The sequence below is a fragment of the Halomonas litopenaei genome (assembly GCF_003045775.1).
Classification (GTDB): domain Bacteria; phylum Pseudomonadota; class Gammaproteobacteria; order Pseudomonadales; family Halomonadaceae; genus Halomonas; species Halomonas litopenaei.
Map to the genome: position 1 here is coordinate 508348 of NZ_PXNS01000004.1, position 22832 is coordinate 531179.

The 22832-nt window shown below is 65.4% G+C and carries 20 protein-coding genes; 4 read left to right on the plus strand and 16 right to left on the minus strand.

Going from position 1 to position 22832, the window contains the following annotated elements; translation table 11 throughout:
- Positions 1–3: 3 nt before the first annotated feature.
- From panB to dksA, 8 genes are all read right to left on the minus strand, one after another.
- The gene (panB, locus tag C6W88_RS08765; protein WP_045993297.1) at positions 4–795 is read right to left on the minus strand and encodes a 3-methyl-2-oxobutanoate hydroxymethyltransferase; all 792 of its coding nucleotides are present in this window, start codon (positions 793–795) and stop codon (positions 4–6) included.
- A 205-nt stretch (positions 796–1000) separates the two neighbouring features.
- Positions 1001–1519: a 2-amino-4-hydroxy-6-hydroxymethyldihydropteridine diphosphokinase gene (gene folK, locus C6W88_RS08770; RefSeq protein ID WP_108132174.1), complete on the minus strand. Its 519-nt coding sequence runs from the start codon at positions 1517–1519 to the stop codon at positions 1001–1003.
- A gap of 5 nt (positions 1520–1524) precedes the next feature.
- Positions 1525–2931 (minus strand): polynucleotide adenylyltransferase PcnB, encoded by a 1407-nt coding sequence (pcnB, locus tag C6W88_RS08775; protein WP_045993295.1) that lies wholly within the window; start codon positions 2929–2931, stop codon positions 1525–1527.
- Between the two features lie 1109 nt (positions 2932–4040).
- Complete coding sequence (locus C6W88_RS08780; protein WP_045993294.1) at positions 4041–5435, minus strand: sigma-54-dependent transcriptional regulator; 1395 nt, start codon at positions 5433–5435, stop codon at positions 4041–4043.
- The gene (locus tag C6W88_RS08785; protein WP_108132175.1) at positions 5413–8409 is read right to left on the minus strand and encodes an ATP-binding protein; all 2997 of its coding nucleotides are present in this window, start codon (positions 8407–8409) and stop codon (positions 5413–5415) included. The genes C6W88_RS08780 and C6W88_RS08785 overlap by 23 nt, the downstream gene beginning before the upstream one ends.
- Positions 8399–8575: a hypothetical protein gene (locus C6W88_RS21640; RefSeq protein ID WP_045993292.1), complete on the minus strand. Its 177-nt coding sequence runs from the start codon at positions 8573–8575 to the stop codon at positions 8399–8401. Before C6W88_RS21640 ends, C6W88_RS08785 begins: the two co-directional genes overlap by 11 nt.
- A gap of 7 nt (positions 8576–8582) precedes the next feature.
- Positions 8583–9500, minus strand: a complete 918-nt coding sequence (gene gluQRS, locus C6W88_RS08790) for a tRNA glutamyl-Q(34) synthetase GluQRS (RefSeq protein ID WP_108132176.1) — start codon at positions 9498–9500, stop codon at positions 8583–8585.
- Between the two features lie 117 nt (positions 9501–9617).
- Positions 9618–10055, minus strand: a complete 438-nt coding sequence (gene dksA, locus C6W88_RS08795) for an RNA polymerase-binding protein DksA (protein ID WP_045993290.1) — start codon at positions 10053–10055, stop codon at positions 9618–9620.
- Between the two features lie 283 nt (positions 10056–10338).
- Between dksA and C6W88_RS08800 the strand changes: the two genes are divergently transcribed.
- Positions 10339–11505 carry an aminotransferase class I/II-fold pyridoxal phosphate-dependent enzyme gene (locus tag C6W88_RS08800; RefSeq protein WP_108132177.1) on the plus strand — a complete coding sequence of 389 codons (1167 nt, stop codon included), beginning with the start codon at positions 10339–10341 and terminating at the stop codon, positions 11503–11505.
- Positions 11502–12263 carry a DNA/RNA nuclease SfsA gene (sfsA, locus tag C6W88_RS08805; protein WP_108132178.1) on the plus strand — a complete coding sequence of 254 codons (762 nt, stop codon included), beginning with the start codon at positions 11502–11504 and terminating at the stop codon, positions 12261–12263. The genes C6W88_RS08800 and sfsA overlap by 4 nt, the downstream gene beginning before the upstream one ends.
- Positions 12264–12288: 25 nt before the next feature.
- Here the strand turns inward: sfsA and C6W88_RS08810 are convergent, their stop codons facing one another.
- The 7 genes from C6W88_RS08810 to C6W88_RS08840 all read right to left on the minus strand — a co-directional run bounded on the left by C6W88_RS08810 (position 12289) and on the right by C6W88_RS08840 (position 18228).
- Positions 12289–13623 carry an RNA polymerase sigma factor gene (locus C6W88_RS08810; RefSeq protein ID WP_181248606.1) on the minus strand — a complete coding sequence of 445 codons (1335 nt, stop codon included), beginning with the start codon at positions 13621–13623 and terminating at the stop codon, positions 12289–12291.
- Positions 13613–14083: a DUF4426 domain-containing protein gene (locus C6W88_RS08815; RefSeq protein ID WP_181248605.1), complete on the minus strand. Its 471-nt coding sequence runs from the start codon at positions 14081–14083 to the stop codon at positions 13613–13615. The genes C6W88_RS08810 and C6W88_RS08815 overlap by 11 nt, the downstream gene beginning before the upstream one ends.
- A gap of 107 nt (positions 14084–14190) precedes the next feature.
- Positions 14191–14787 (minus strand): methionine biosynthesis protein MetW, encoded by a 597-nt coding sequence (gene metW, locus C6W88_RS08820; RefSeq protein ID WP_045993286.1) that lies wholly within the window; start codon positions 14785–14787, stop codon positions 14191–14193.
- Positions 14777–15952 carry a homoserine O-succinyltransferase MetX gene (gene metX / locus C6W88_RS08825; RefSeq protein WP_045993285.1) on the minus strand — a complete coding sequence of 392 codons (1176 nt, stop codon included), beginning with the start codon at positions 15950–15952 and terminating at the stop codon, positions 14777–14779. The genes metW and metX overlap by 11 nt, the downstream gene beginning before the upstream one ends.
- 63 nt (positions 15953–16015) lie before the next feature.
- Positions 16016–16609 (minus strand): YggT family protein, encoded by a 594-nt coding sequence (locus tag C6W88_RS08830; RefSeq protein ID WP_045993284.1) that lies wholly within the window; start codon positions 16607–16609, stop codon positions 16016–16018.
- 20 nt (positions 16610–16629) lie between these two features.
- Positions 16630–17454 carry a pyrroline-5-carboxylate reductase gene (gene proC / locus C6W88_RS08835; protein ID WP_108132181.1) on the minus strand — a complete coding sequence of 275 codons (825 nt, stop codon included), beginning with the start codon at positions 17452–17454 and terminating at the stop codon, positions 16630–16632.
- A 78-nt stretch (positions 17455–17532) separates the two neighbouring features.
- Complete coding sequence (locus tag C6W88_RS08840; protein ID WP_045993282.1) at positions 17533–18228, minus strand: YggS family pyridoxal phosphate-dependent enzyme; 696 nt, start codon at positions 18226–18228, stop codon at positions 17533–17535.
- Between the two features lie 66 nt (positions 18229–18294).
- Here C6W88_RS08840 and C6W88_RS08845 point away from each other — a divergent pair, with 66 nt between their 5' ends.
- Positions 18295–19401, plus strand: a complete 1107-nt coding sequence (locus tag C6W88_RS08845) for a type IV pilus twitching motility protein PilT (protein WP_108132182.1) — start codon at positions 18295–18297, stop codon at positions 19399–19401.
- Between the two features lie 29 nt (positions 19402–19430).
- Here C6W88_RS08845 and C6W88_RS08850 read toward each other — a convergent pair whose 3' ends face one another.
- Complete coding sequence (locus tag C6W88_RS08850; RefSeq protein ID WP_108132183.1) at positions 19431–20564, minus strand: anhydro-N-acetylmuramic acid kinase; 1134 nt, start codon at positions 20562–20564, stop codon at positions 19431–19433.
- Positions 20565–20742: 178 nt separating this feature from the next.
- On the opposite strand from C6W88_RS08850, the gene tyrS reads away from it, so the two are divergent.
- Positions 20743–21945 (plus strand): tyrosine--tRNA ligase, encoded by a 1203-nt coding sequence (gene tyrS / locus C6W88_RS08855; protein WP_045993280.1) that lies wholly within the window; start codon positions 20743–20745, stop codon positions 21943–21945.
- The last annotated feature ends 887 nt before the right edge of the window (positions 21946–22832 follow it).

Below are 22832 nucleotides of genomic sequence, written 5' to 3' on the forward strand. Positions count from 1 at the left end.
CTCCTAGAAGCAGTGCTCGGCAGCCGGGAACTCCCGCGCCAGCACCGCTTCGTGGTAGCGACGGAAGGCGCCTTCGATGTCCTCGGCTTCGGCCAGGAAGTTCTTGACGAAGCGCGGGGTCCGCCCGTGGGTCACGCCGAGCACGTCGTGCATCACCAGGATCTGGCCGTCGGTGTCGGGGCCGGCGCCGATACCGATCACCGGCACTTCCAGAGCTTCACTGACGGCACGACCGAGACTCGCCGGCACGCACTCCAGCAGGATCACCGAGGCGCCGGCCTCGACCAGCGCTCGGGCGTCCTCGAGGATACGGCTGGCGGCTTCGGCCTCGCGTCCCTGGACCTTGTAGCCGCCGAGCTGATGCACGGTCTGGGGGGTCAGCCCCAGATGGGCGCAGACGGGCACCCCGCGACGGGTGAGTTCACGGATGTCATCGGCCATCCAGCCCTCACCCTCGACCTTGACCAGCTCGGCGCCGGCCCTCATCAGCGCGGCGGCGTTGTCCAGCAGGCGCTCGCGACTGGGATTGCCCATGAATGGCAGATCGACCATCAGCAGGCTGTCGCCCTTGCCGCGTGCCACGCAGCGGGTGTGGTAGAGGATGTCGTCCATGGTGACCGGCAGGGTGCTGTCGTGCCCCTGCAGGACCATGCCAAGGGAATCCCCGACCAGCAGCACGTCGATGCCGGCGCGCCCGGCGGCGGCGGCAAAGGAGGCGTCATAGGCGGTCAGGCAGCTGAAGGGTTCACCGGCGCGCTTGCGAGCCTTCAGCGAGCTCAGGGTGACGGAAGTCATGGCGTGTTCTCGTGTTGGCGGTGGGGCGACTTCTATGACCGCCCCAGAGTGATCACCGCGGATTGTTACCGATGGGTGAATCTGTGTCGATAGGTAACGTTGACCAAGGCAGAGCAGGGTTCAAGGTAACAGCGACCAAAGTGGTAGAGGTCGATCGGCGTCTAGTGAGTGCCTGGAGGCTTCGGGCCACCTGGGCTCCAGGTGCTCAGCGAACGGCCTCGGTGGCGTTCAATGGGGATAGATCACCCGAGGTGAGGGCGCCGTTCCAGCGCTCGGCCAGCGATGCCAGGGTCTGACCGTCGGGCAATCTGAGGTCTGTGGCGATCTCGGCCAGCGGCAGTACCACGAAGGCGCGGTTCGCCAATTCCGGGTGTGGCAGCGTGAGGCGCGGGTGGCGCCACTCGGCGGCATCCATCCACAACAGGTCGAGATCCAGGGTGCGGGGCCCCCAGTGGCGCCGGCGTACGCGTCGATGACGCTGCTCCAGCGCCTGCAGTTGGTCGAGCAGGGCCAGCGGCGACAGCCGGGTGTGGAGTTCGGCCACGGCGTTGACGTAGTCGGGCTGGTCCTGGGGACCGACCGGGCGGCTGGCGTACAGCCGAGAGGCCGCGACTCGACGCGTCAACGGCAGCCGGTCGAGCTCCTCGAGAGCCTGCTCGACCTGACGACGGGGGGCGTCGAGATTGCTGCCGAGGCCGATAAAGGCCTGGGTATGGCGCCCCACCTGGTTCACTCGTCCGACTGCGGCGGTTGTTGCGGGCGCGGCTTGCGCCGCCGGCGACGGCGCTTGCGCGGGGCGGCGGTGCCGGCAGGGTCGGCGCCTACCTTGCCCAGCAGACGGCGCTGTTCGTGCTCGTCGGCTTCCTGAAAGGCGGTCCACCAGTCACCCAGTCCCGGTTCGAGTTCGCCGGCGGCCTCGCGCAGCAGCAGGAAGTCGTAGGCGGCACGGAAGCGCGGATGGTCACGGGTCTGGAAGGCACGCTTGCCACGACGTAGCGGCAGACGCTGCTGTAGGTCCCAGATGTCTCGCATCGGCATGCTGAAGCGCTTGGGCAGTGATACGTGCTGCAGCTCGCGGCTGATGACCTGCTGGGCGGCGGTCTGCAGGGCCGGAACGGGAGGCATGCCGTCGGCCTCGAGATCACGCTGGCGCAGCTGCACCGGCCCCCACATGAAGGCGGCCAGCAGGAAGGCGGGCGTGACCGGGCGATCCTCGCGAATGCGACGGTCGGTGCTTTCCAGTGCCTGCTCGATCAGCGGCTCGGCCCAGGGTAGCTCGGCCATGCACTCGTCGGCTTCGGGGAACAGCATCGCGAACAGGCCATAGTCCCGCAGCAGACGGAAGGTGGTCAGACCCTCGCCGGACAGGAACAGCTTGAGGATCTCGTCGAATAGCCGCGCCGGAGGAATCTGCAACAGCAGCGGCGCCATCTCGGCGATCGGCGCCTCGGTATCCGGGGCGATATCGAAGTCGAGCTTGGCGGCGAAGCGGATGGCCCTGAGCATGCGCACCGGGTCCTCGCGGTAGCGGGTCTCCGGGTCGCCGATCAGGCGCAGGGTACGCGACTCGATGTCGTCGACCCCGCCGGCGAAGTCATGCAGGCTGAAGTCGGCAATGCTGTAGTACAGGGCGTTGACGGTGAAGTCGCGACGCAGCGCGTCTTCCTCGATATTGCCCCAGACGTTGTCGCGCAGCAGCAGGCCGTCATCGGACTGGGAGGCGACATGCTCGCCGTGGTCGTCACGGGGCTTGCCACGGAAGGTGGTGACCTCGATGACCTCGCGGCCGAAACGCACGTGCACGATACGGAAGCGACGGCCGATGATGCGTGAATTGCGAAACAGCTGCTTGACCTGCTCCGGCGTGGCGTCGGTGGCCACGTCGAAATCCTTGGGAGCGATCCCGAGCAGGGAGTCACGCAGGCAGCCTCCGACCAGATAGGCTTCGTAGCCGGCGTTGTGCAGGCGGTAGAGCACCTTGAGGGAGGCTTCGCTGAACTGGCGACGGGACACGGGGTGTTCGTCGCGTGTGAGTACGCGGGGCATCGGCGGTCCTGCGGCGGCTTCCTGAGCGCCGAACAGCGACTTCAAGTGCTCGCCTGGGCTCTGTAGAAAGCGGGTAAATCCTTTGATCATGCGGCGATTTGGACTCGCGGGGTACGGAAAGGTGATGAGTGTAGCGGACGCTCCCGGCCTTGCAAAGCGCAGTGGACAAAGCCGCTCGGGTGTCAAGGGCGACAGTCGGCGCAGTGTTCGAGCTGCGAAGAGGCGCAAAAGGTCCGGTTGCCCATGGCGATTGAGCCCTTGGGGGCTGTCTCGTCTGGCGGGGCAACGACTGGCTTGACGCTCGGAGGCCAGACAGCAGAAGGGGAGGCCAAGGGCCTCCCCATCAAAGCAGGATGCAGCGTCCGTGCTGCTAATTTTTCTTCGTGATGGCGCATCGCCTTGAATACGCACCACAGTCACCAAGGAGTTTCAGGCAAGCAATGATGTTGTTGTTATTGGCGCTCCTGACGGCGACCGTCTCGTATTCAAAACAATAGTCCAACCACGACGGCATGGGATCATGCCTCCTCCCGGATTATTGGCATTGTTGCCGGGAGTGCGCTCTGACGACCCTGTTGTTCTTGTTGGTCGGTCATCGTTGGCGCGTCGCGTCCTGGTACTCCGGGCCTCGTCGTCTTGTTGTTGTTCGACGAGTGATAGCTCCGCAGGTCCGTATTGTTGTTGTCAAGGCTGCGGTGCCTAGTGCCCAATCCGCCTGCTTCACCTGGAAGCGTTGTTGTTGTTGGGGCGGCGGATTCGATCGTGGCGGTGCAGGTTATTGTTGTTGGCTGCCCACGATCGCCGGAATTTGTTGTTCTTGCCCAGACTTACTGCAGTTGTCGTGCCTACTTTGATTTTTTTCTTTTTTATCAGCCGCTTGCTTCATTGTCGTTGGTTCGAAGCAAGCCGCCGGGTCATTTGTGTTACCTCGGGCTACCCATTTTGGCGCACTCCCCTGTGTGGGATGGTAACAACCGGTGCATCAAGAGGTAGCTGGCGTGCAGGGCCTACAATGCCTGTATTGATCGCTACAGACACTTGCACCATGGTCGAATGAACCAAAGCAGGGGGCATGGCAGGAAGCGGCAGGCAAGGGCGAGCCGAGGGGTGAGTCGAAGGGGGGCAAGGTGAGTGGCCCAAGGGAGGCCGGGGCGAAGCGCGGGGCCAGGGCCCCAGGGTGTCGAGCCTGTGGTCTCGCGTCAGTGGCGCCGCGCCGCCTTCTTGCGCGGGATACCCAGACGCTGGCGGCGTTCCCACAGGCACTTGCGTGAAATTCCCAGCTTGTTGGCCAGCTCCGTCTCGCTCATCTGGTCCTGATGTTCGAGTACGAAGTGCTGGAAGTAGTCTTCCAGCGACAGGTCGTCCTCGGTAGCCGTGTCGGATCTTTCGGGGGCGGGCGCCTCCAGTGACGTGGCCGCCTCCTTGGGGGGACTGGGCGGTCGCGTTACCGGCACGGTTGCCAGGCCCAGGTCGTCCGGATGGATCAACTGGCCTTCGGCGAGGATCACGCCACGCTCCAGGGCATTTTCCAGCTCCCTGACGTTGCCTGGCCAGGGGTAGTCGGCGATGTCCCGCCGTGCGGCGCGAGACAGGTGCAGACCGTCGCGGGCGTGGCGCTTGCAGGCCTTGGCCAGCAGCACGTCGGCAATCTCGAGAATGTCGTCCTCGCGCTCGCGCAGCGGAGGCAGGTCGATCTGCATGACGTTCAAGCGGTAGTAGAGATCGAGACGGAAGTCTCCGCTGCGTGACAGGGCGCGCAGGTCACGGTGGGTGGCAGCGATCAGCCGAACGTCGACGTGGCGCGTTTCCACCGAACCGATGCGGCGTATCTCGCCTTCCTGCAGCACCCGCAGCAATCGGGCCTGGGCGTCCAGCGGCAATTCACCGATCTCGTCGAGGAACAGGGTGCCGCCGTCGGCGGCCTCGACCAGCCCGGTACGCATGGCGCTGGCCCCGGTAAAGGCGCCCTTCTCATGACCGAACAGCTCAGATTCGATCAGCGTCTCGGGGATGGCTGCACAGTTGACGCAGACCAGCGGCGCCTCGGCACGGCGGCTCTGCTGGTGCAGGGCCTTGGCCACCAGCTCCTTGCCGGTACCGGATTCACCCTGAATCAGTACCGTCACGTCTGCCGGGGCGGTCTTGCGGATACGGGTGTAGACCGCCTGCATCGCCGGGCAGTTGCCGATCATGGTGTGGCGCCGTCCACCCTCGTCGGCGATGGCGGGCGGCGTGCTGCGCTGACTCGCCTGGCGGTGCAGTACTCGAGCCACGGTTTCCAGCAGTTCATCATGATCAAACGGCTTGGCGACGTAGTCCACCGCGCCGAGTTTCAGCGCATCCACCGCCGAGCGCATGCTGGCGTAGCTGGTCATGATCAGTACCGGGCAGGGGGCGGCGGCCTTGATCAGGTCGGTGCCGGGTGCACCGGGCAGGCGCAGGTCGCTGATGATCAGGTCGTACTCGCCAAAGCCCTGCCCGCATGCCTGCTCCACCGACTCGCATTCGCACACGCGGTGGTCGTGGCGTTCGAGCAGGCGGCGCAGGGCGCTGCGGATGATGGCTTCGTCTTCAACGATCAGGATTCGGCTCATGGATCGGCATATCCCCGGCAGGTCGATGGACATCGGGAGAAGGTAACCATACCTGAATTCTGGTGCCACCGGCCTGCCCCGGCAGGGGCGACTCCACCTCGACCTTGCCCTGGTGCTCGGCCACGATGCTTACCACCAGGGCGAGACCAAGACCGGTACCTTGGCTTGGCGGCTTGGTGGTGGTGAAGGGCTCGAACAGGTTTTCGCGCACGCTGGGATCGATGCCGGGCCCCTGGTCGGTGACCGACAGCCAGTGACGCTCACCCTCCTCGCCGGCGTCGATGACCACGAGGCCGTTAGCCGGGCTGGCGTCACGAGCATTGCTCAGCAGGTTGATCAATACCTGCAGCAGGCGCTGCTCGTCTCCCGTGATGTCGAGCCGCGCCGGACAGCGATTGTCGTAGCGAACATCGTCGCTCTTGCGGGCCAGCTTGAGCAAGTGCAGCGCCTGGTCGGCCAGATGCCTGGCCGATACCGGCGCGAAGTCGCTGCCGGTGACGTGGCGACCGCCGTGGGCAAAGCCCACCAGTGAGCCAACGATACGCGACACGCGCTTGGTCAGTGTCTGGATCTGTTCGGCGGTCTCGAGCACGTGGGGATCCGTGGTGTCATAGCGCAGGTTCTGGGCCAGCGATGAGATGCCGGTGATGGGGTTGCCAATCTCGTGGGCCACGCCGGCGGACATCTGGCCGATGGAGGCGAGGCGAGCCGCGTGGATGAGTTCGTTCTCCAGCCATTTCATCTCGCTGTGGTCCTCGACCAGGATGACCGTGCCACCAGCGGCGTCTGCCGCAGGCTCGTCCACCAGGCTGGCCTTGAGCAGGCTGACGTAACGCAACCCCCGGGGCAGCTCCACGGCTTCCTGGTAGAGGTGGTCCTTGTCGCTTTCCAGAATGGTCCCGAGCAGCTCGGCCCAGGGCGCAGGCAGGGCCTGCCGATGGGCGCCAATGATCTCCTCGCCGGAAATCTCGCTGAGCTCGGCCAGGGCGTCGTTCCACATCAGTACCTCGCCGTCGTCACCGAAGGCACACAGCCCGACAGGCAGTCGCGTCAGCATGCGGCGATGGTGACGTCGCAGCTCGTCGAGTTCCCGCGCGAGGCCAGTGAGGCGAGATCGGTAGGCCTCCAGGCGGCTTTCGACGAAGTGGATATCTTCCTTCGGCGCTCGCCCATCGCGCCGATAGGGCAGGTAGTGATCGACGATGTCCTGGGCGACCGATGGGCCCATCAGGCCGGACAGGTTGGCCTGGATACGGTCGCGCAGACGTCGCAGCGCGTAGGGCCTGGCATCCTTGGCAGATTGATGGAGGCTTGCCAGCGCCCGGGTCACTTCGCGCTCGGCGACCTCGTCGCCGAGCGCCATGGCCAGGCGCCGCCTGACGTCATCACTGTCGGCCAGATTCAGCGGCAGGCGCTTGGGGCGGATGACCGCATCCACCGAGCAGGCCTCGGCGGCCGCTCGTTCTCCGGCGGAGGTGGGGGTGATCAACGACACCAGAATCAGGCTCAGGCCATTGGCGCCAAGCGATACCAGGGCGACCGGATACCAGGCGGGCGAGTCGGTGACAGCCTCGTCGCCCAGGAGCCCGAGCAAGGCGTCCAGCGGCGCAAGCAGCGGCGGCAGGTCGCTGAGCAGCGGCAGCCACAGGCCGGCACACCAGATCGCCACACCCAGGCCGAGGCCGGTCATCACCCCCTTGCGGTTGGCACCGGGCCAGTACAGCAGGGCCAGCAGACCCGGCAGACACTGAGCCATGCCAACCACCGCCACCAGCCCCAGTCGGGTCAGCTCGGTATTGGCGTCGACGGCCTGGGCGAACAGCCAGCCGGCGAGAATGATGGCGCCGATCAGGCCGCGCCGTAGCCAGCGTAGCCAGCGATAGAGGTCGGGGTGCTCCACCGGGGGATGGGCGACCAGCACCAGATGGTTCAGCACCATTCCGGCGAGCGCCAGCGCGCTCAGGATCAGGGTGCCGCAGGTGGCGGCCAGTACCGCGACAAAGGCCAGGGCGGTGACGGCGGGGCTATCGGACAGCGCGAAGATGACGTAGGCGGCCCCCTGGATATCATCGGCCACCCCCATGCGCTGACCGGCCCACAGCACCAGCGGCACCGGCAGTGCCATCAGCAGCAGCACCAGCGGCAGCCCCCAGCCCGCGCTGAGCAGGGTTCGGCGACTGAGCGGGCGGGCGAAGGTCACGTGAAACATGTGGGGCATCAGTAGCGCAGCGGCGAAGAACAGCAGCAGCAGGGTTCTCCATTGGGCGGCATCGAACTGGCTCGCCTGTGCCTGGTGGACGCGGCCGGGCCCGTCCAGCCAGTGCTGCAGGTCGCCGGGGCCGTCGAAGATGGCGTAGAGCGCAAAGGCGCCCAGCCCGAGAAAGGCGACCAGCTTGATCAGCGACTCCAGGCCGATGGCGGCGGTCAAGCCGTCGTAGCGCCGATGGACGTGGGTATGACGGGCGCCGAACAGTATCGCGAACAGTGCGATCAAGGCACACAGTATCAGCGACAGCAGGCCTGGAGAGGCAGCGTCGGTGTAGCGATGGATGGCATGCCTCATGGCCTCCACCTGCATCGCCAGCAGCGGCATGACCGCTACCAGGCTCAGCAGGGTGACGCAGGTGCCGACCCAGCGGGAGCGAAAACGAAAGGCGAACAGGTCCGCCAGAGAAGACAGCTGGTGGGTTCGCGTCATGCGCTGCAACGGCAGCAGCAGGACCGGTGCCAGCACAAAGGCGCCGGCGGCACCCAGGTAGTAGGCGAGATAACCAAATCCCCGCTGGTGGGCCACGCCAAGACTGCCGATCACCGCCCAGGCGTTGGCGTAGACGCCCAGGGCCAGGATGCCGATCAGTGGGTGGTGGACCAGCCGCCGCGGAATCCAGCCGCGCTCCACCGCGCTGGCGGTAGCGAACAGTGCCGACAGGTAGCCAAGCCCCAGCAGTACAAGGGAGACGAGCTCAGCGCTCATCCAGCGCTCGCTTCTGCTCGAGCCACAGCGTCAGGGCGATCAGTGCCCCCCAGATCAGGAACGGGCGGTACCAGGCGTTGCCGGGCTGGCCCCAGCCGGTCATCAGCAGCGGCGAGAGCAGATACCCGCAAAACACAAGCAGCAGCATGATGCGGTAGACGTACATGGCAGGCTCACTCGTTGGTGTCAGCGTCGTCGCCGTCCACTTGCAGCCCCTGCGAGGCGATGTCTGCACGGGGGATCTGTCGAGGACGCCAGCGGCGGCAGGCGGCCTCGAGCTGCTCGGCCACCGGCGCCTCGCTCGCCGCCGGGTCGGGGGACTGCCCCAGCAGTGCCAGGGTGGCATGCAGCAGCCGGCGTACGTCACGAGGATCTTCGGGCAGTGGTCGGGCCAGGTTCTGCTTGGACAGCTTCTGCCCATCCTGCCCTATCACCAGCGGCAGGTGAAGGTAGCGCGGCGGCTCGGCACCGAGGGCTTCGAGCAGCTGCAGCTGCCAGGGGGTGTTGTCGAGAAGATCGGCGCCGCGCACCACGTCGGTGATGTTCTGGTCGATATCATCCACCACCACCGCCAGCTGGTAGGCCCAGAGGCCGTCCTTGCGCTTGAGCACGACGTCACCCAGGGCGGCAGGGTCGAAGCGCTGCAGACCCTGCAGCCGATCGTGCCAGATGACCGGGCGCTGCCCCAGGTCGCTGCGCAGGCGCCAGGCCTGCGGGGCCTCGGGCTGGCATACGCCGTCGCGGCACCAGCCTGGATAGATGCCGTAGTCCCGCCACTGCTTGCGCGAGCAGCTGCAGGTGTAGGCCATGCCCTGCTCGGTCAGCCGCGCAAGGGCACGTGCATAGGCGTCATGGCGATGACTCTGGTAGCGCACCTCGCCGTCCCAGGCGAGGCCAAAGGTCTCGAGCTGGCGCAGGATGGTATCGACGCTGCCAGGAGGGCAGCGGGGGGGATCGACATCCTCGATGCGCAGGCTCCAGCGGCCTTGCTGGCTACGCGCATCCAGATAGCTCGCCACCGCGGCCACTAGCGAGCCGGCGTGAAGCGGACCTGAGGGGGTGGGGGCAAAGCGACCATGGACGTGGTGCATGGGGGCTCCAGCGCTATCGGGAACAGGCAACCCTCGTGAACAGGCAGCCGGGGGGCAGGTGATCACGCAAACGGGCACCCTGAGGTGCCCGTTGTCGAAGGTCCGGCGAGGGGGGGATCAGCCGCCGAGCTGCTTTTCCTTCAGTTCGGCCAGGGTCTTGCAGTCGACACAGAGGGTGGCGGTGGGACGCGCTTCAAGGCGACGGATGCCGATCTCCACGCCGCAGGCATCGCAGAAGCCGTAGTCGTCCTCATCGATCATCTCGAGGGTCTCGTTGATCTTCTTGAGCAATTTGCGCTCGCGATCGCGGGTCCGCAGCTCCAGGCTGAAGCCCTCTTCCTGGGTGGCACGGTCAGCCGGGTCGGCGTAGTTGTTGGCCTCTTCCTGCAGATGGCGAACAGTACGGTCGACTTCTTCCATCAGCTCCTGCTTCCAGCCAAGCAGGATCTGGCGGAAGTGCTCGAGCTGCTTCTCGTTCATGTATTCTTCACCCGCCGCCGGCTCGTACGGGATGAACTTCTTGGGCGCTTCCGGTTTTTTCTGTGCAACTGGCATGGGATTGCCTCATTACTTTAGTGACTGCTGATCAATACCCCACGCTAGGCTAAGGTATCTCACGCCAAAGGGAAGGTTGTTTAGCGGATATTTGGCCGTAGTGCAATACTTTTGCGCGATAACTACCAGTTTTCTCCCCGAAAGTCGTAGCCCGCATCGTCCGGATCAATGATTGGCGTCCTGGACGGTGACGGACGGCGACCAGGTTCCATGTTTCAATACCTCCATTGGACCATCAAGCACGGCTCGGGTTCGCTGCGGGCCGCGATCAAGAGAGGAAGCCATGAGCTTTAACGCCAGGGTCGAAGGGGTCGCCCCTTTCCGTGTGATGCATCTGCTGGAACTCGCTCAGCAGCGCGAGGCGGCCGGCGAGGACGTGATCCATCTGGAGGTCGGGGAGCCGGACTTCTCGACCCCACCTGCGGTGCGCGAGGCCGGCCACCGTGCCCTGGACGAGGGACGCACCCGCTATACCCCTGCCACCGGTATTCCTGCGCTTCGCGAGGCGATTGCCGGCCACTACCGTGAGCACTTCGATGCCGAGGTGGCGCCGGAGCGGATTATCGTCACCCCCGGCGCGTCCGGGGCGCTGCTGCTGGCGAGTCAATTGCTGGCGGGGCCCGGAGACGGCGTGCTGATGGCCGACCCGAACTACCCCTGCAATCGCCACTTCATGGCGCTGGCCGGCGCCCGGGTAGACGCGGTGCCGGTAGGGCCCGATAGCGGCTGGCAGCTGAACGCCGAGCTGATCGAGCGGCATTGGCGCGACGATACGCGCCTGGCGATGCTGGCCTCGCCGTCCAACCCCACCGGCCATGTGCTCGAGCGCTCGGCGCTCGGCGCGGTGGTGGACGCGGTGGCCGAGCGTGGTGGTGAACTCTTGGTGGACGAGATCTACCAGGGGCTCAACTACGGCATGGCGCCGCTGTCGGTGGCGTCACTCAGCGATCGGGCCTTTATCGTCAACAGCTTCTCGAAGTACTTCGGCATGACCGGCTGGCGCCTGGGCTGGCTGGTGGCGCCCGAGGACGCCGTGGAGCCGCTGACACGACTGGCTCAGAACGTCTTCCTGGCCGCCTCCACGCCGGCCCAGCACGCGGCGCTGGCCGCTTTCAGCCCTGAGTGTCAGGCGTTGTTCGAGGAGCGCCGGCGAGAGCTCCAGACACGCCGGGACGCCTTGCTGGAAGGGCTGTCGCGGCTCGGCCTGGCACCGTCGCTGCCGCCCCAGGGAGCCTTCTATCTTTGGCTCGACATCTCCGCCTACAGCAACGACAGCCAGGCGTTCTGCCTGCGCCTGCTCGAAGAGGAGAACGTGGCGATTACCCCGGGGACCGACTTTGCCCTGCAGGGCGGCGAGCACCACGTGCGCATCGCCTTCACCACCGGGGTGCCGCGTCTGCAGGAAGCGCTGGCGCGTCTGGAACGTTTTCTGGCACGGCAGGGCTCATGAACTACCCCACCCTGGTCGGCGGCGTATTGCTGCGCCGCTACAAGCGATTTCTGGCCGATGTGCGCCTCGACGACGGGCGCGAGGTGGTCGCCCACTGCCCCAACACCGGCTCGATGCGCGCGGTCAATGTCCCCGGCGCCCGGGTCTGGCTGTCCCCCAGCGACAATCCGGCGCGCAAGCTGGCCTGGACCTGGGAATTGATCGAACTGCCGTCTGGCGACACCCAGGCCGGTGCTGCGTCGGCGTTGGCCTCGGTGCATACCGGGCGAGCCAACCGGATCGTCGAGGAGGCCCTGCGCTCGGGGACGGTGGCCGAACTCAGGAGTTATTCGGCGATCAAGCGCGAGGCCAAGGTGGCCAACGCCCGGCTGGACTTTCGCCTGGATGACGACGAGCGCCCGAGCTGCTTCGTCGAGGTCAAGCAGGTCACCCTCAAGGAAAGCGATGGCCACGGTTACTTTCCCGACGCGGTCAGCGAACGTGGGCGCAAGCACCTGGAAAGCCTGGCGCAGCTGGTGGCCGAGGGGAAGCGAGCGGTGTTGCTGTTCCTGGTCGCCCACGAGGGCATCGACGATGTGGCCCCGGCGATGCACCTGGATCCGGGGTACGGCGATACCCTGAGACGGGTGATGGCCGAGGGCGTCGAGGTGCTGGCCTACCGCATCCGCGCCCGGCGAGACGACCAGGGCAGGCCACTGGCGCTGACCCTGGATGCATCCTTGCCGGTGCGGCCGATGGCGCAGTTCGTCGAGGACTGAATCGGCGCTTCTGTGAGGGGCTGGTTCAGTCTGCTGCGGACGGACGGCAGTCGGGCAGGGCCGCGAGGACGCGCAGCATGGCGGTGTCGCCCTTGGCTCCCTCGCTGACCTGGTCCCACCACTGACGATGGATGCCGCGGACGCGCACCTCGACCCGTGGTATGCCGATCACCTGGGCCATGGCCATGCGGTGCAGCCCCTTGTTGATCTTGACCAGCTCGCCGTGCCGATCCACCGCCGCGCCCAGACGGTCCTTGCCGAGGCCATTGTCGAAGCCGAAACAGGCCATGGCCTCCATGTACAGGAGATAACGGCGCAGATAGGCCAGGATGCGTTCGGGACGATCCAGCACCATGCCGTCGGAGTGCGAGGCCACCGGTTTGCCTCTGGCCAGGCGTTCGGCCAGCTGGTGGTAGCTGCGGCTCTGGCTTGGGTCGCGACGGTGTGCCCAGATGTCGGCGATGAAGTGCATGCGACGGCTCGACAGGGCGTGGGTCGTCGACAGATCCCAGTCGCCGTCCCATAACAGGCGATCACTGATCCGGTGACGCTCGCGCCGATCCGGGAAGGAACGTGGATAGTGGATCTGCTTGAGCAGCCGGCGCGGGTCTACGCTGACGTCCAGGGCCTCGCCGTAGCGTGATTCGATGCCGCGCCGGGGCAGGCCGCGGGCCTCGAGGGGCCGGCTGCCCGGGGCCTCGGACAGCCACAGGCGCAGGGCCAGGTGTTCAAGCGGCAGTGTCAGCGAGCGATTGACCAGTCCCTTGGCACGCTGGGCCAGGCGTGACAGGCTCATGCGCGGTCCCAGGCTGGGATCGTACAGGCTGGGGTCGGCGGGTTCGCCGCCGGGCGTCAGCGGCATGTCGCGGCTGGCATCCAGCAGGCTGATGGCACAGCACAGCCGTGCCTTCAGGGCATCATCCACCGACGCCGGAGGCAACTGCTGGTACAGCGCCATCAAGGCGTCCAGCGTCGGGCGCTGGGCATCCGTCAGCGGAGGCGGCAGAACGACGCGGTCGACATCGAGCCGCCAGGGCGTGGCATCGGCCGGTGTGGCCAACGCCAGGCGCTGGCTCGCCAGGCGCGAGGCGAACACCTGCATCAGCCACGCATGGGGGGACTCGGCGGCGGGGTCGAAGCGCCAGACGTTGTGCCATGCCAGCACCAGGGTGTCGTGGATCACGTCCTCGACATCCCTTGGCGCGTCGAGAAAGTGGCGGGCGATGGCGGTCAGGTGAGGCACCGTCAGCCTGGCGAGGGTCTCGAGGCCTCCGGTGGCGCCCTGAGCGCACTCTTTCAGGGCGTCGCCGACCGCCGAGGTGACGGGTAGCGCGGAAGAGAAAAGGGTATCACTGGTCACGATAGAACCGTTTCAAGAAGCTGACTGCCTCGGGGGAAGCGTTGCGGTCAAGCTGCAGCGAGAGCCGAAAGCGCATCGGCGCACTGGTGTCGATGGCGAAGGTGGCGTAGCGCGAGATGCCATCGCCTTCCCGCAGGGTGCGAAAGGCCAGAGGTATCTCGCCGGGCTTGCCCACCACCGAGACGCTGCCTTCGGTGGCGACGTTAAGGGCCTGGCCATCGGCGTCGCGAACGCTGAGGCTGACCAGACCCTGGTGCGGGCTGCGCTGGATATCCAGACGGCGGGCCATCTCATCGGGGAGAAAGTCGGTGGTGATGGCGCTGTAGTGCGCCTCGATATCGCCGAAGCGCTCGAACTGCTGGGCCTGGGCTGGCGCCGTCGGCAATGCCTGCAGCGCCAGCAGCACCAGCAGAGACAAGGCGAGCGCGTATCGTCGGTGGCTGGCTCGATTGACGTTCATCTCATGCTCCTTGGCAGCAGGCCTGCCTGCTGACGTCCGACCCATTACGGCCTTGACCCTCGGCCCATCCTGTCGCGCCGAGGCCTGTGGCGCGCCCGCGCCAGGTGTCAGCCGTCGCGGCTCACGCGAAAGATCGCGATCTCGCCAAACAGGTTGGGCCACAGCCGTGACAGCCGTCTACCTTCGTGGTCCTTGATGCCCACCGCGCGGTCGACGATGGTCACCCCCTTGTCACGACACAGCGCCTCGAAGTCATTGAACGTCGACAGGTGGATGTTGGGGGTGTCGTACCAGGCGTGGGGCAGCGACTTGGACACCGGCATGTAGCCGCGTAGCCCAAGATGGACCCGGTGGCGCCAGTAGGCGAAGTTGGGGAAGGTGATGATGCATTCCCGGGCCACCCGCAGCATTTCGTCGAGCATGCGGTCGGGGCGGCGCAGCGCCTGCAACGCCTGGGTCATGATCACCAGATCGCAGGCGTCATCCTCGAAGTTGGCGAGTCCTTCGTCGAGGTTCTGCTCGATGACGCTGACGCCCTTCTCGATGCAGGCGGTAATGCCGTCAGGATCGATTTCCAGACCGTAACCGGTGACGCCCTTGTCGCGCGCCAGAGCGTGCAGCAGGGTGCCGTCACCGCAGGCCAGGTCGAGCACATGGGCGCCCTCGGGAATCCAGCCGTGAATCAGGGTGAGGTCAGAGCGCATGGTCGGCCTCCTGGCGTGACGGCAGCTTGAGGTCATCGGCGACGCGTCTCATGAAGCCGGCGAAGATCGCTTGATAGCGCGGCTCCGGCATCAGGAAGGCATCATGGCCGTGGGGCGAGTCGATATTGGCGTAGCTGACCGACTTGCCGGCACGAATCAAGGCGTTGACCAGCTCCTTGGAGCGTGACGGCGGGAAGCGCCAGTCGGTGCTGAAGCTGACCACCAGGAACGGACACTCAGCCGGGGCAAGGGCCTTGGCCAGGTCGCCCTGGTGGGACGAGGCCGGGTCGAAGTAGTCCAGCGCCTTGGTCATCAGCAGATAGGTGTTGGCGTCGAAGGAGGTGGAAAAGGCGTCGCCCTGGTAGCGCAGGTAGGACTCCACCTGGAACTCCACGTCGAAGCCGAAGTTGAGGTCTTCGCTGCGCAGATCGCGGCCGAACTTCGAACCCATGGCGTCTTCGGACAGATAGGTAATGTGGCCGACCATGCGTGCCAGCTTCAGTCCGCGACGGGGCAGGGTCTCGTGATCGGCGTAGTGGCCGTCGTGGAAGTCGGTGTCCGAGCGAATGGCCTGACGCGCGACCTCGTTGAAGGCGATGTTCTGCGCCGACAGCTTGGGCGTGGCGGCGATGACCACCGCGTTGGCGATGCGTTCCGGATAGGCCAGTGACCACTGCAGCACCTGCATGCCGCCCAGGCTGCCGCCGACGACGGCGGCGAAGCGGCTGATGCCCAGGCGATCGGCCAGGCGAACCTGGCTGTCGACCCAGTCGCAGACGGTGACCATGGGGAAGTCCGGCCCCCAGCGGCGGCCGGTGTCCGGGTTGATGCTGGAAGGCCCGGTGGAGCCATGGCAGCCGCCGAGGTTATTCAGCGAGATGACGAAGAAACGATCGGTGTCGATGGACTTGCCGGGACCGATGTGGGCGTCCCACCAGCCTGGCTTGCGATCGGCCTCGTCATGATAGCCCGCGGCGTGGTGGTGGCCGGACAGGGCATGGCAGATGAGGACCGCATTGCTGCGGTCCTGATTGAGGGTGCCGTAGGTCTCGTAGACCAGATCGTAGGCCGGCAGCGTCTTGCCGCAGACCAGGGGCAGAGGGTCGTCGAAGTGCGCCACCTGCGGCGTCACCAGTCCGACCGAATCGCGAGTCGTCTCGGGCATCAGTCGTGTGTGTCCAGTGAAAGTTGGTGTTGTCGTGGCCGTGTACGCGAGCGTTGGTCGAGCCTAGAGCCCGACCAGCATCCCGGAGATACCGGCGGCCCGGACCAGCGAACCCACCACGATACCATCGATCAGGTTGATGCCGATGAACACCACGATGGGTGACAGGTCGAGCATTCCCAGCGGCGGAATCACCCGGCGTACCGGCGCCATGATCGGCTCCACCAGTTGCATCACCAGCAGCGCGCCGGGATGGCTGGCGTTGGGGGCGACCCAGCTGAGGATGATCATCACGATCAGCGCAAAGAAGTAGATCTTCAGGATCGCGCTGGCCAGGGCCGCGACGCCGGCGATGGCCAGGCCATCGAGCCTCGGCATGCCGACACCGGCCAGCTGCAGCAGGATGATGATGCTGATCACCTTGACCAGAAAGCCCGCGGCCAGGGTGGCCAGGTCAAAGCGGCCCATCACCGGGCCAAGCACGCTCTGGAAGGGACGCACCACCGGCTGGGTAATCTTGACCACCGACTGGCTCAAGGGGTTGTAGTAGTCCGCCTTCGAGGCCTGCAGCAGAAAGCGCAGCATCAGCAGGAACAAGAAGATGTTGATCAGGGTGTTGACCAGCAGCAGGCCAGCGTTTCCCAGTTGACTGCCCATGTGGGCTCCTCCGTCTTTGATTAACCCTTGCCGAGTTCGGCAGACATTTCCTGGGCACGCTTGGCACAGGCTTGCATGGCGCCGTCGAGCGCCTGCCGCAGTCCTGCCTGCTCCAGATATTCGATGGCCCTCTCGGTGGTACCCCCCGGGGACATCACATTGCGTTTCAGTTCACCGGGATCACGGTCGCTCTGCATCGCCATCGAGGCGGCCCCGTAGGCGGTCTGCATCGCCAGTCGGCGAGCGCTTTCTGCGCTTAGCCCGAGTTTGACGGCGGCCTCTTCCATGGCCTCGAACATCAGGAAGAAGTAGGCCGGTGCACTACCCGAGACGGCGGTGACCGCTTCCAGCAGGGCTTCGTCCTCGACCCATTCGATGATGCCGACGGACGTCATCAACTCGCCGACCAGGGCGCGCTGCTCGTCGCTGACGCGCGGGTTGGCATACAGCCCGGAGGCACCGGCACCGACCAGCGACGGAGTGTTGGGCATGCAGCGGACCACCGCCAGGCCGCCACCCAGCCATTGTTCCAAGGTCTCGGCGCTGAGGCCAGCCGCCACCGACACGATCAGCGGCCGACGCTTTTGCACCGAATCCCGTAGAGTCTCGCACACCTGGCGCATGATCTGTGGCTTGACCGACAGTACGACCACGTCGGCGTGCTCGATCGCCGCCAGATTGTCGGTGGTGGTATGGATGCCCAGGCGCTCGGCGAGCGGCGCCAGGGTGGCGTCACGGGTGGCGGTGGCGGTGATGGCATCGGCTGGGTAGCCGCTGTGCACCATGCCGCCGAAGATGGCGCTGGCCATGTTGCCGGCGCCGATAAAGGTCACGTTGCTGGCCATGCGGGGCTCCTTGAAGGGTAGGGCATTGGATATTCGGACAAACAGGGTAGCGTCACCAGGCCTGTCGTGGCGACGGGCTCACTGGCGCGAGCCAAAGATCGCGGTGCCCAGGCGCACGATGGTGGCGCCCTCGGCGACGGCAGCCTCCAGGTCGGCACTCATGCCCATGGACAAGGTGTCCAGCGGTGCGTCCGGCAGCTCTCGACGCAGCGATGACAAGGCCTCGGCCAGTAGCCGGAAGGGCTCGCGCTGCGCTTCTGGGTCTTCGCTGGGGGCCGGGATGGCCATCAATCCGCGCAGACGCACGTGAGGCAGCGCCGCCGCCAGGCTCGCCAGCTCAGGCAGCTCCTCCAGGCTGACGCCTGATTTGGTTGCTTCGCCGCTGACGTTGACCTGCAGACAGATATTCAGTGCGGGAAGGCCATCCGGGCGCTGATCGCTCAGGCGCTGAGCGATCTTGGCACGATCGACACCATGGACCCAGTCGAAATGGCTGGCCACGTCACGTGTCTTGTTGGATTGCAGCGGTCCGATGAAGTGCCAGTGTATGCCAGGGCAGTCGCCCAGTTGGGCCTGTTTATCCAGCGCTTCCTGTAGATAGTTCTCGCCGAAGTCGCGCTGGCCCAGGGCATAGGCATCCCGGATCATGTCGGCTGGCTTGGTCTTGCTGACCGCCAGCAGCAGGGCCGCGTCGGGCGCTCTTCCCGCCTTTGCAAGTGCCTGATTCAGGCGTGTCCGGGCTTGGGTCAAGGATTCGGCAATCGTCGTGGTCATCGGCCTGGGTCTGTCCTATCGTGGGGCTCCCTGCCCCCGAGTCGGGGGTTCAAGCCTGGTAAGCCCATGGATATTACCGAACTGCTGGCACTCTCGGCAAAGCAGGGCGCCTCGGATCTGCACCTGTCGGCGGGACTGCCACCGGTGATGCGCGTCAATGGTGAACTGGAGCGTCTGCCTGGCCCGCCGATGGGCGACAGTCAGGTCAGATTGTTGCTCGAGTCGTTGATGGATGAGGAGCTGCGCGAGCAGTATTCGCGCACCCACGAGGCCGACTTTTCCCACCAGATACCGGGTCTGTCGCGTTATCGCGTCAATGCTTTCGTCCAGCAGCGCGGGGCGGCGGCGGTCCTGCGTACCATCCCCGATCGCATCCCGACGCTTTCGGAGCTGGGGATGGGCGAGATCTTCGAACGTCTTGTCGCCCTGCCGCGGGGCCTGGTGCTGGTGACCGGGCCCACCGGGTCCGGCAAGAGCACTACGCTTGCGGCGATGATCGACCATATCAACCGCCACCGTCGCGACCATATCCTCACCATCGAGGATCCCATCGAGTTCATCCACCACAGCCAGCAGGCGCTGGTGTCCCAGCGAGAGGTACACCGCCACACCGAGGGCTTTGCCGTCGCCCTGCGCAGCGCCCTGCGCGAGGATCCCGACGTCATTCTGGTCGGAGAGATTCGCGACCTGGAAACGGCGCGCCTGGCCATGACCGCGGCCGAGACCGGGCATCTGGTATTTGCCACCCTGCATACCGCCTCCGCGGTCAAGACCATCGATCGGATCATCGATGCCTTCCCGGGTGATGAAAAGAATGCAGTGCGGACCATGCTGTCGGAGTCCTTGCAGGCGGTCGTCTCCCAGGCGCTGCTGCCCGGCAGCCGGGGCGGGCGAGTGGCGGCACGCGAGATCCTCTTGATCAATCAGGCGATCCGTCATCTGATCCGCGAGGACAAGCTGGCCCAGATCTACTCGTCGATGCAGACCGGCGGCCAGGCCGGCATGCAGACCCTGGACGCCGACCTGGCGAGACTGGTGGCCTGTGGCGAGGTGGCGCCGGAGGATGCCCGGCGCCTGACCCGTGAATCTCTGGTCGATAGCGCGCCGAGCGCCGGCTGGAGTGGCGGGCAGAACGAGGGCTGGGTGAGCCCCCAGGGCGAAGGCTGGGGGTGAGGCGGTGGTTCAGAGCCAGTCGTGACCCTTTAGCGGGCGTAGAGCCCGCCGAGCACGCGCTCTGCGCTGGCGCCGGTGACCGACGGCAGGTTGCCGGGTTGCAGATTCAATCGGGCATGGGCCAGCCAGGCAAAGGCGGCGGCTTCCAGCCAGTCGGCCGGCCAGCCCAGGGATTCGCTGTCCAGTAGAGTGGCCTCCGGCAGTTGGCGCGCAAGGCGTGCCAGCAGGTCCAGGTTGCGTGAACCGCCGCCGCAGGGCACCAGGTCGAGGGAGGCAGGGGCGGTAAAGCGCTCCCGCGCCATCTCGATGCCCAGGGCGACGCTGGTGGCAGTGAGTTCCGCCAGGGTGGCCTGGACGTCCTGTGGTGACTCTGAACCGTTCAACTGCGCCTCTGCCCAGTCGAGAGAAAACAGCTCGCGCCCGGTGCTGCGAGGCGGTGGGCGGTGAAAGTAGGGCTCTGCCAGCCAACGCTCGAGCAGCGCGGTATCCACCTGCCCGCCGGCAGCCCAATCGCCGTTGGCATCGAAGGGGGTGCCGCGATGGCGTTGGTGCCAGGCGTCGAGCAGGGCATTGGCAGGCCCGGTGTCGAAGCCCAGCGGAGCGCGCGGGTCCGAGGTCGGCGGCAGTAGCGTCAGGTTGGCGATGCCGCCAAGGTTCAGCACCAGCCGCCAGCGTTCGGGGTGGCGAAATACCTGCTGGTGGAAGATCGGTGCCAGTGGTGCGGCCTGACCACCGGCGGCCAGGTCGCGGCGGCGGAAGTCGGCGACCACGGCACAGCGGGTCAGCTCGGCCAGCCGGCTGGGGTTGTCCAGTTGCAATGTATAGGGGGGCGAGCCTGGCTGGTGGCCGTAGGGGGCATGCTCGATGGTCTGCCCATGGCTGCCGATGGCAGCGATGTCCTCGGGTTCAAGCCCCTGTTGCTCGAGCAATCGCTGGACTGACTCGGCCTGGCACTGACAGAAAGCCTCCTCGGCCCAGGCCAGGTCGGCAAAGCTGACCTGATCGGCGTGGGCCAGTTGCCACAGCCGCTCACGCAGAGCCTGCGGCATGGGAATGCCGACGCTGGCCTCCAGAGCTGCCGTGCCTGTGGCGTCAAAGCGCACCAGGGCGGCGTCGATCCCGTCCATGCTGGTGCCCGACATCAGTCCAATGAAGCGTTGCATGGGCCTTGTCATCTCAACCGGTGGAAAGGTTCATGGTAACATCCCCGCCACTGTCTATACCTGGCGCCGGCGCCGTGACGACGTGCCCCTGCTGACGGGGGCGTCGATGTCCGCGCAAGGGCCGATTGACCAAGCCAAGCCGAGCTGGAAAGCCGAATTGATAAGTGGAGTGAATACCATGAGCGATGTGGACGAGGCCCTTGCGCTGATTCAGCGCGGCACGCACGAGATTCTGCTGGAGGATGAGCTGAAGAAAAAGCTCGCTTCCGGGCGCAAGCTGAGAATCAAGGCGGGCTTCGATCCGACCGCGCCGGACCTGCACCTGGGCCACAGCGTACTATTGACCAAGATGCGCCAGTTTCAGGATCTCGGCCACGAGGTCATCTTTCTGATCGGCGATTTTACCGGACGCATCGGTGACCCCACCGGCAAGAACGTCACCCGCAAGCCGCTGACCGAGGCCGAGGTCAAGGCCAACGCCCAGACCTACAAGGAGCAGGTGTTCAAGATCCTCGATCCCGACAAGACCGAGGTTCGCTTCAACGCCGAGTGGTTCTCCGAAATGAGCGCCGCTGACATGATCGAACTCGCCGGTCAGACCACCGTGGCGCGGATGCTCGAGCGCGATGACTTCGAAAAGCGCTACAAGGGTGGCCAGGCCATCTCGGTACACGAGTTCCTCTACCCGCTGGTGCAGGGCTATGACTCCGTCGCCTTGAAGGCTGACATCGAGCTGGGTGGAACCGACCAGAAGTTCAACCTTCTGATGGGCCGCGAGGTGCAGAAGCACTTCGGTCTCGAGCCCCAGGTCGTCATTACCATGCCGCTGCTGGAAGGCCTCGACGGCGTGCAGAAGATGTCCAAGTCGCTGGGCAACTATGTCGGCGTCGACGAAGCGCCGGGGGCGATGTTCAACAAGCTGGTATCGATGCCCGACAGCCTGATGTGGCGCTATTTCGAACTCTTGTCGCTCAAGGACAATGCCGCCATCGAGGATCTGCGCGCGCGGATCGAGCGCGGTGACAACCCTCGTGACATCAAGATGGAGCTGGCGCGCGAGCTGATTGCCCGCTATCACGGTGATGAAGCGGCGGCGAATGCACACCGAAGCGCCGGTAACCAGTTGGCGGAAGGTGAGCTGCCCGAAGACCTGCCCGAGGTCGAGGTGGTCTTTGAAGGCAGCGATCAGGCGCCGATTGCGGCAGTGCTCAATCGCTCGGGACTTGCCAACAACAGCGCCCAGGCCAAGGACATGCTGGGTAATGGACGTGTGCGCGTCGATGGCGAAGTGGTGGCCAAGGATCTGATGCTGGCGCTCGGCCAGAGCTATGTCATCCAGGCCGGCAAGAAGCGTTACGCCAGAGTGACGCTGCGCGGCTGATCCGCCGGTGTGACCATCGCTTCCGGGACGCTCGCCACTGGCGGGCGTCCTTCGTTTTGCCACCCGCCTGTCTGCGACCTGTCCACAGGCGGGTGCGAGAAGATGGCTGTGGGTAACATGAAGGCGCGAGTCGTGGGGCAGACGAAGGTCAGGGCCAAGGCTGGCGCAGCAAGGAAAGCTGGCGCAGCAAGGAAGAGACGCAGCAAGGGTGGCTTGGCAACGACAGGTGAGGCTTCCGGGGGCGTAGCGGCAAGTGAAAGGACAGGCCGGCTCGCTGCACCGATCAGGTATGGAGTACTGGTCTGGAATAGGGCAGTAGAAATAGCGCAGTAGAGACGTGAAGTGTGGGGTGGGTGTTGGAGGCTTCTGACCCATGACAATGTGATGACGCCGGCGTGAAATTTTTTTACACGAAGTGCTTGCCAAGCCCGGAGGTGATGCGTAAAGTACGCATCCGCTGCCGGCGACGAGCAAACGTCACAGGCGGTGAAGGGTGGTAAAAGTGATTGTTTTGAAAAGGCTTTTTCAAGTCTTCAAAAAATTCTCCACTTGACGGGCAACGAGAAATCGGTAGAATGCCCGCCACTCGATCGGAGTCGCCGGGACGGTATCGCAGAATGCGCGTCAGGCTCGCTTCGCTTTCTCTTGGGTCCTGCAGGCATCGCTTGCACGGCGAAAAAAGAAGGCCTTGACGAAACGCTTCGATTCTGTAGAATACGCCTTCCTCGCAGGGCGCTGTGACAAGGGGTCGGATTAACGATTCGGGCTGCGGCGCAGCAAAGCGAGACGCTCTTTAAGCTCTCTATAGAGCCCAGAGCATGCTCTTTAATAATTTGATCAGGTAATTCATGTGGGCGCTTGCCGATGAGTCAGTGACACTGTCACTG

Coding starts and splice junctions, on each gene's coding strand:
- C6W88_RS08785 (WP_108132175.1), bottom strand. CDS start 8,409: ATGAGCGCTGAGCTCGTCTCCCTTGTACTGCTGGGGCTTGGCTACCTG.
- C6W88_RS08845 (WP_108132182.1), top strand. CDS start 18,295: ATGGATATTACCGAACTGCTGGCACTCTCGGCAAAGCAGGGCGCCTCG.
- C6W88_RS21640 (WP_045993292.1), bottom strand. CDS start 8,575: ATGTACGTCTACCGCATCATGCTGCTGCTTGTGTTTTGCGGGTATCTG.
- pcnB (WP_045993295.1), bottom strand. CDS start 2,931: ATGATCAAAGGATTTACCCGCTTTCTACAGAGCCCAGGCGAGCACTTG.
- C6W88_RS08780 (WP_045993294.1), bottom strand. CDS start 5,435: ATGAGCCGAATCCTGATCGTTGAAGACGAAGCCATCATCCGCAGCGCC.
- C6W88_RS08800 (WP_108132177.1), top strand. CDS start 10,339: ATGAGCTTTAACGCCAGGGTCGAAGGGGTCGCCCCTTTCCGTGTGATG.
- metW (WP_045993286.1), bottom strand. CDS start 14,787: ATGCGCTCTGACCTCACCCTGATTCACGGCTGGATTCCCGAGGGCGCC.
- C6W88_RS08850 (WP_108132183.1), bottom strand. CDS start 20,564: ATGCAACGCTTCATTGGACTGATGTCGGGCACCAGCATGGACGGGATC.
- proC (WP_108132181.1), bottom strand. CDS start 17,454: ATGGCCAGCAACGTGACCTTTATCGGCGCCGGCAACATGGCCAGCGCC.
- dksA (WP_045993290.1), bottom strand. CDS start 10,055: ATGCCAGTTGCACAGAAAAAACCGGAAGCGCCCAAGAAGTTCATCCCG.
- tyrS (WP_045993280.1), top strand. CDS start 20,743: ATGAGCGATGTGGACGAGGCCCTTGCGCTGATTCAGCGCGGCACGCAC.
- sfsA (WP_108132178.1), top strand. CDS start 11,502: ATGAACTACCCCACCCTGGTCGGCGGCGTATTGCTGCGCCGCTACAAG.
- metX (WP_045993285.1), bottom strand. CDS start 15,952: ATGCCCGAGACGACTCGCGATTCGGTCGGACTGGTGACGCCGCAGGTG.
- panB (WP_045993297.1), bottom strand. CDS start 795: ATGACTTCCGTCACCCTGAGCTCGCTGAAGGCTCGCAAGCGCGCCGGT.
- C6W88_RS08815 (WP_181248605.1), bottom strand. CDS start 14,083: ATGAACGTCAATCGAGCCAGCCACCGACGATACGCGCTCGCCTTGTCT.
- gluQRS (WP_108132176.1), bottom strand. CDS start 9,500: ATGCACCACGTCCATGGTCGCTTTGCCCCCACCCCCTCAGGTCCGCTT.
- C6W88_RS08840 (WP_045993282.1), bottom strand. CDS start 18,228: ATGACCACGACGATTGCCGAATCCTTGACCCAAGCCCGGACACGCCTG.
- C6W88_RS08830 (WP_045993284.1), bottom strand. CDS start 16,609: ATGGGCAGTCAACTGGGAAACGCTGGCCTGCTGCTGGTCAACACCCTG.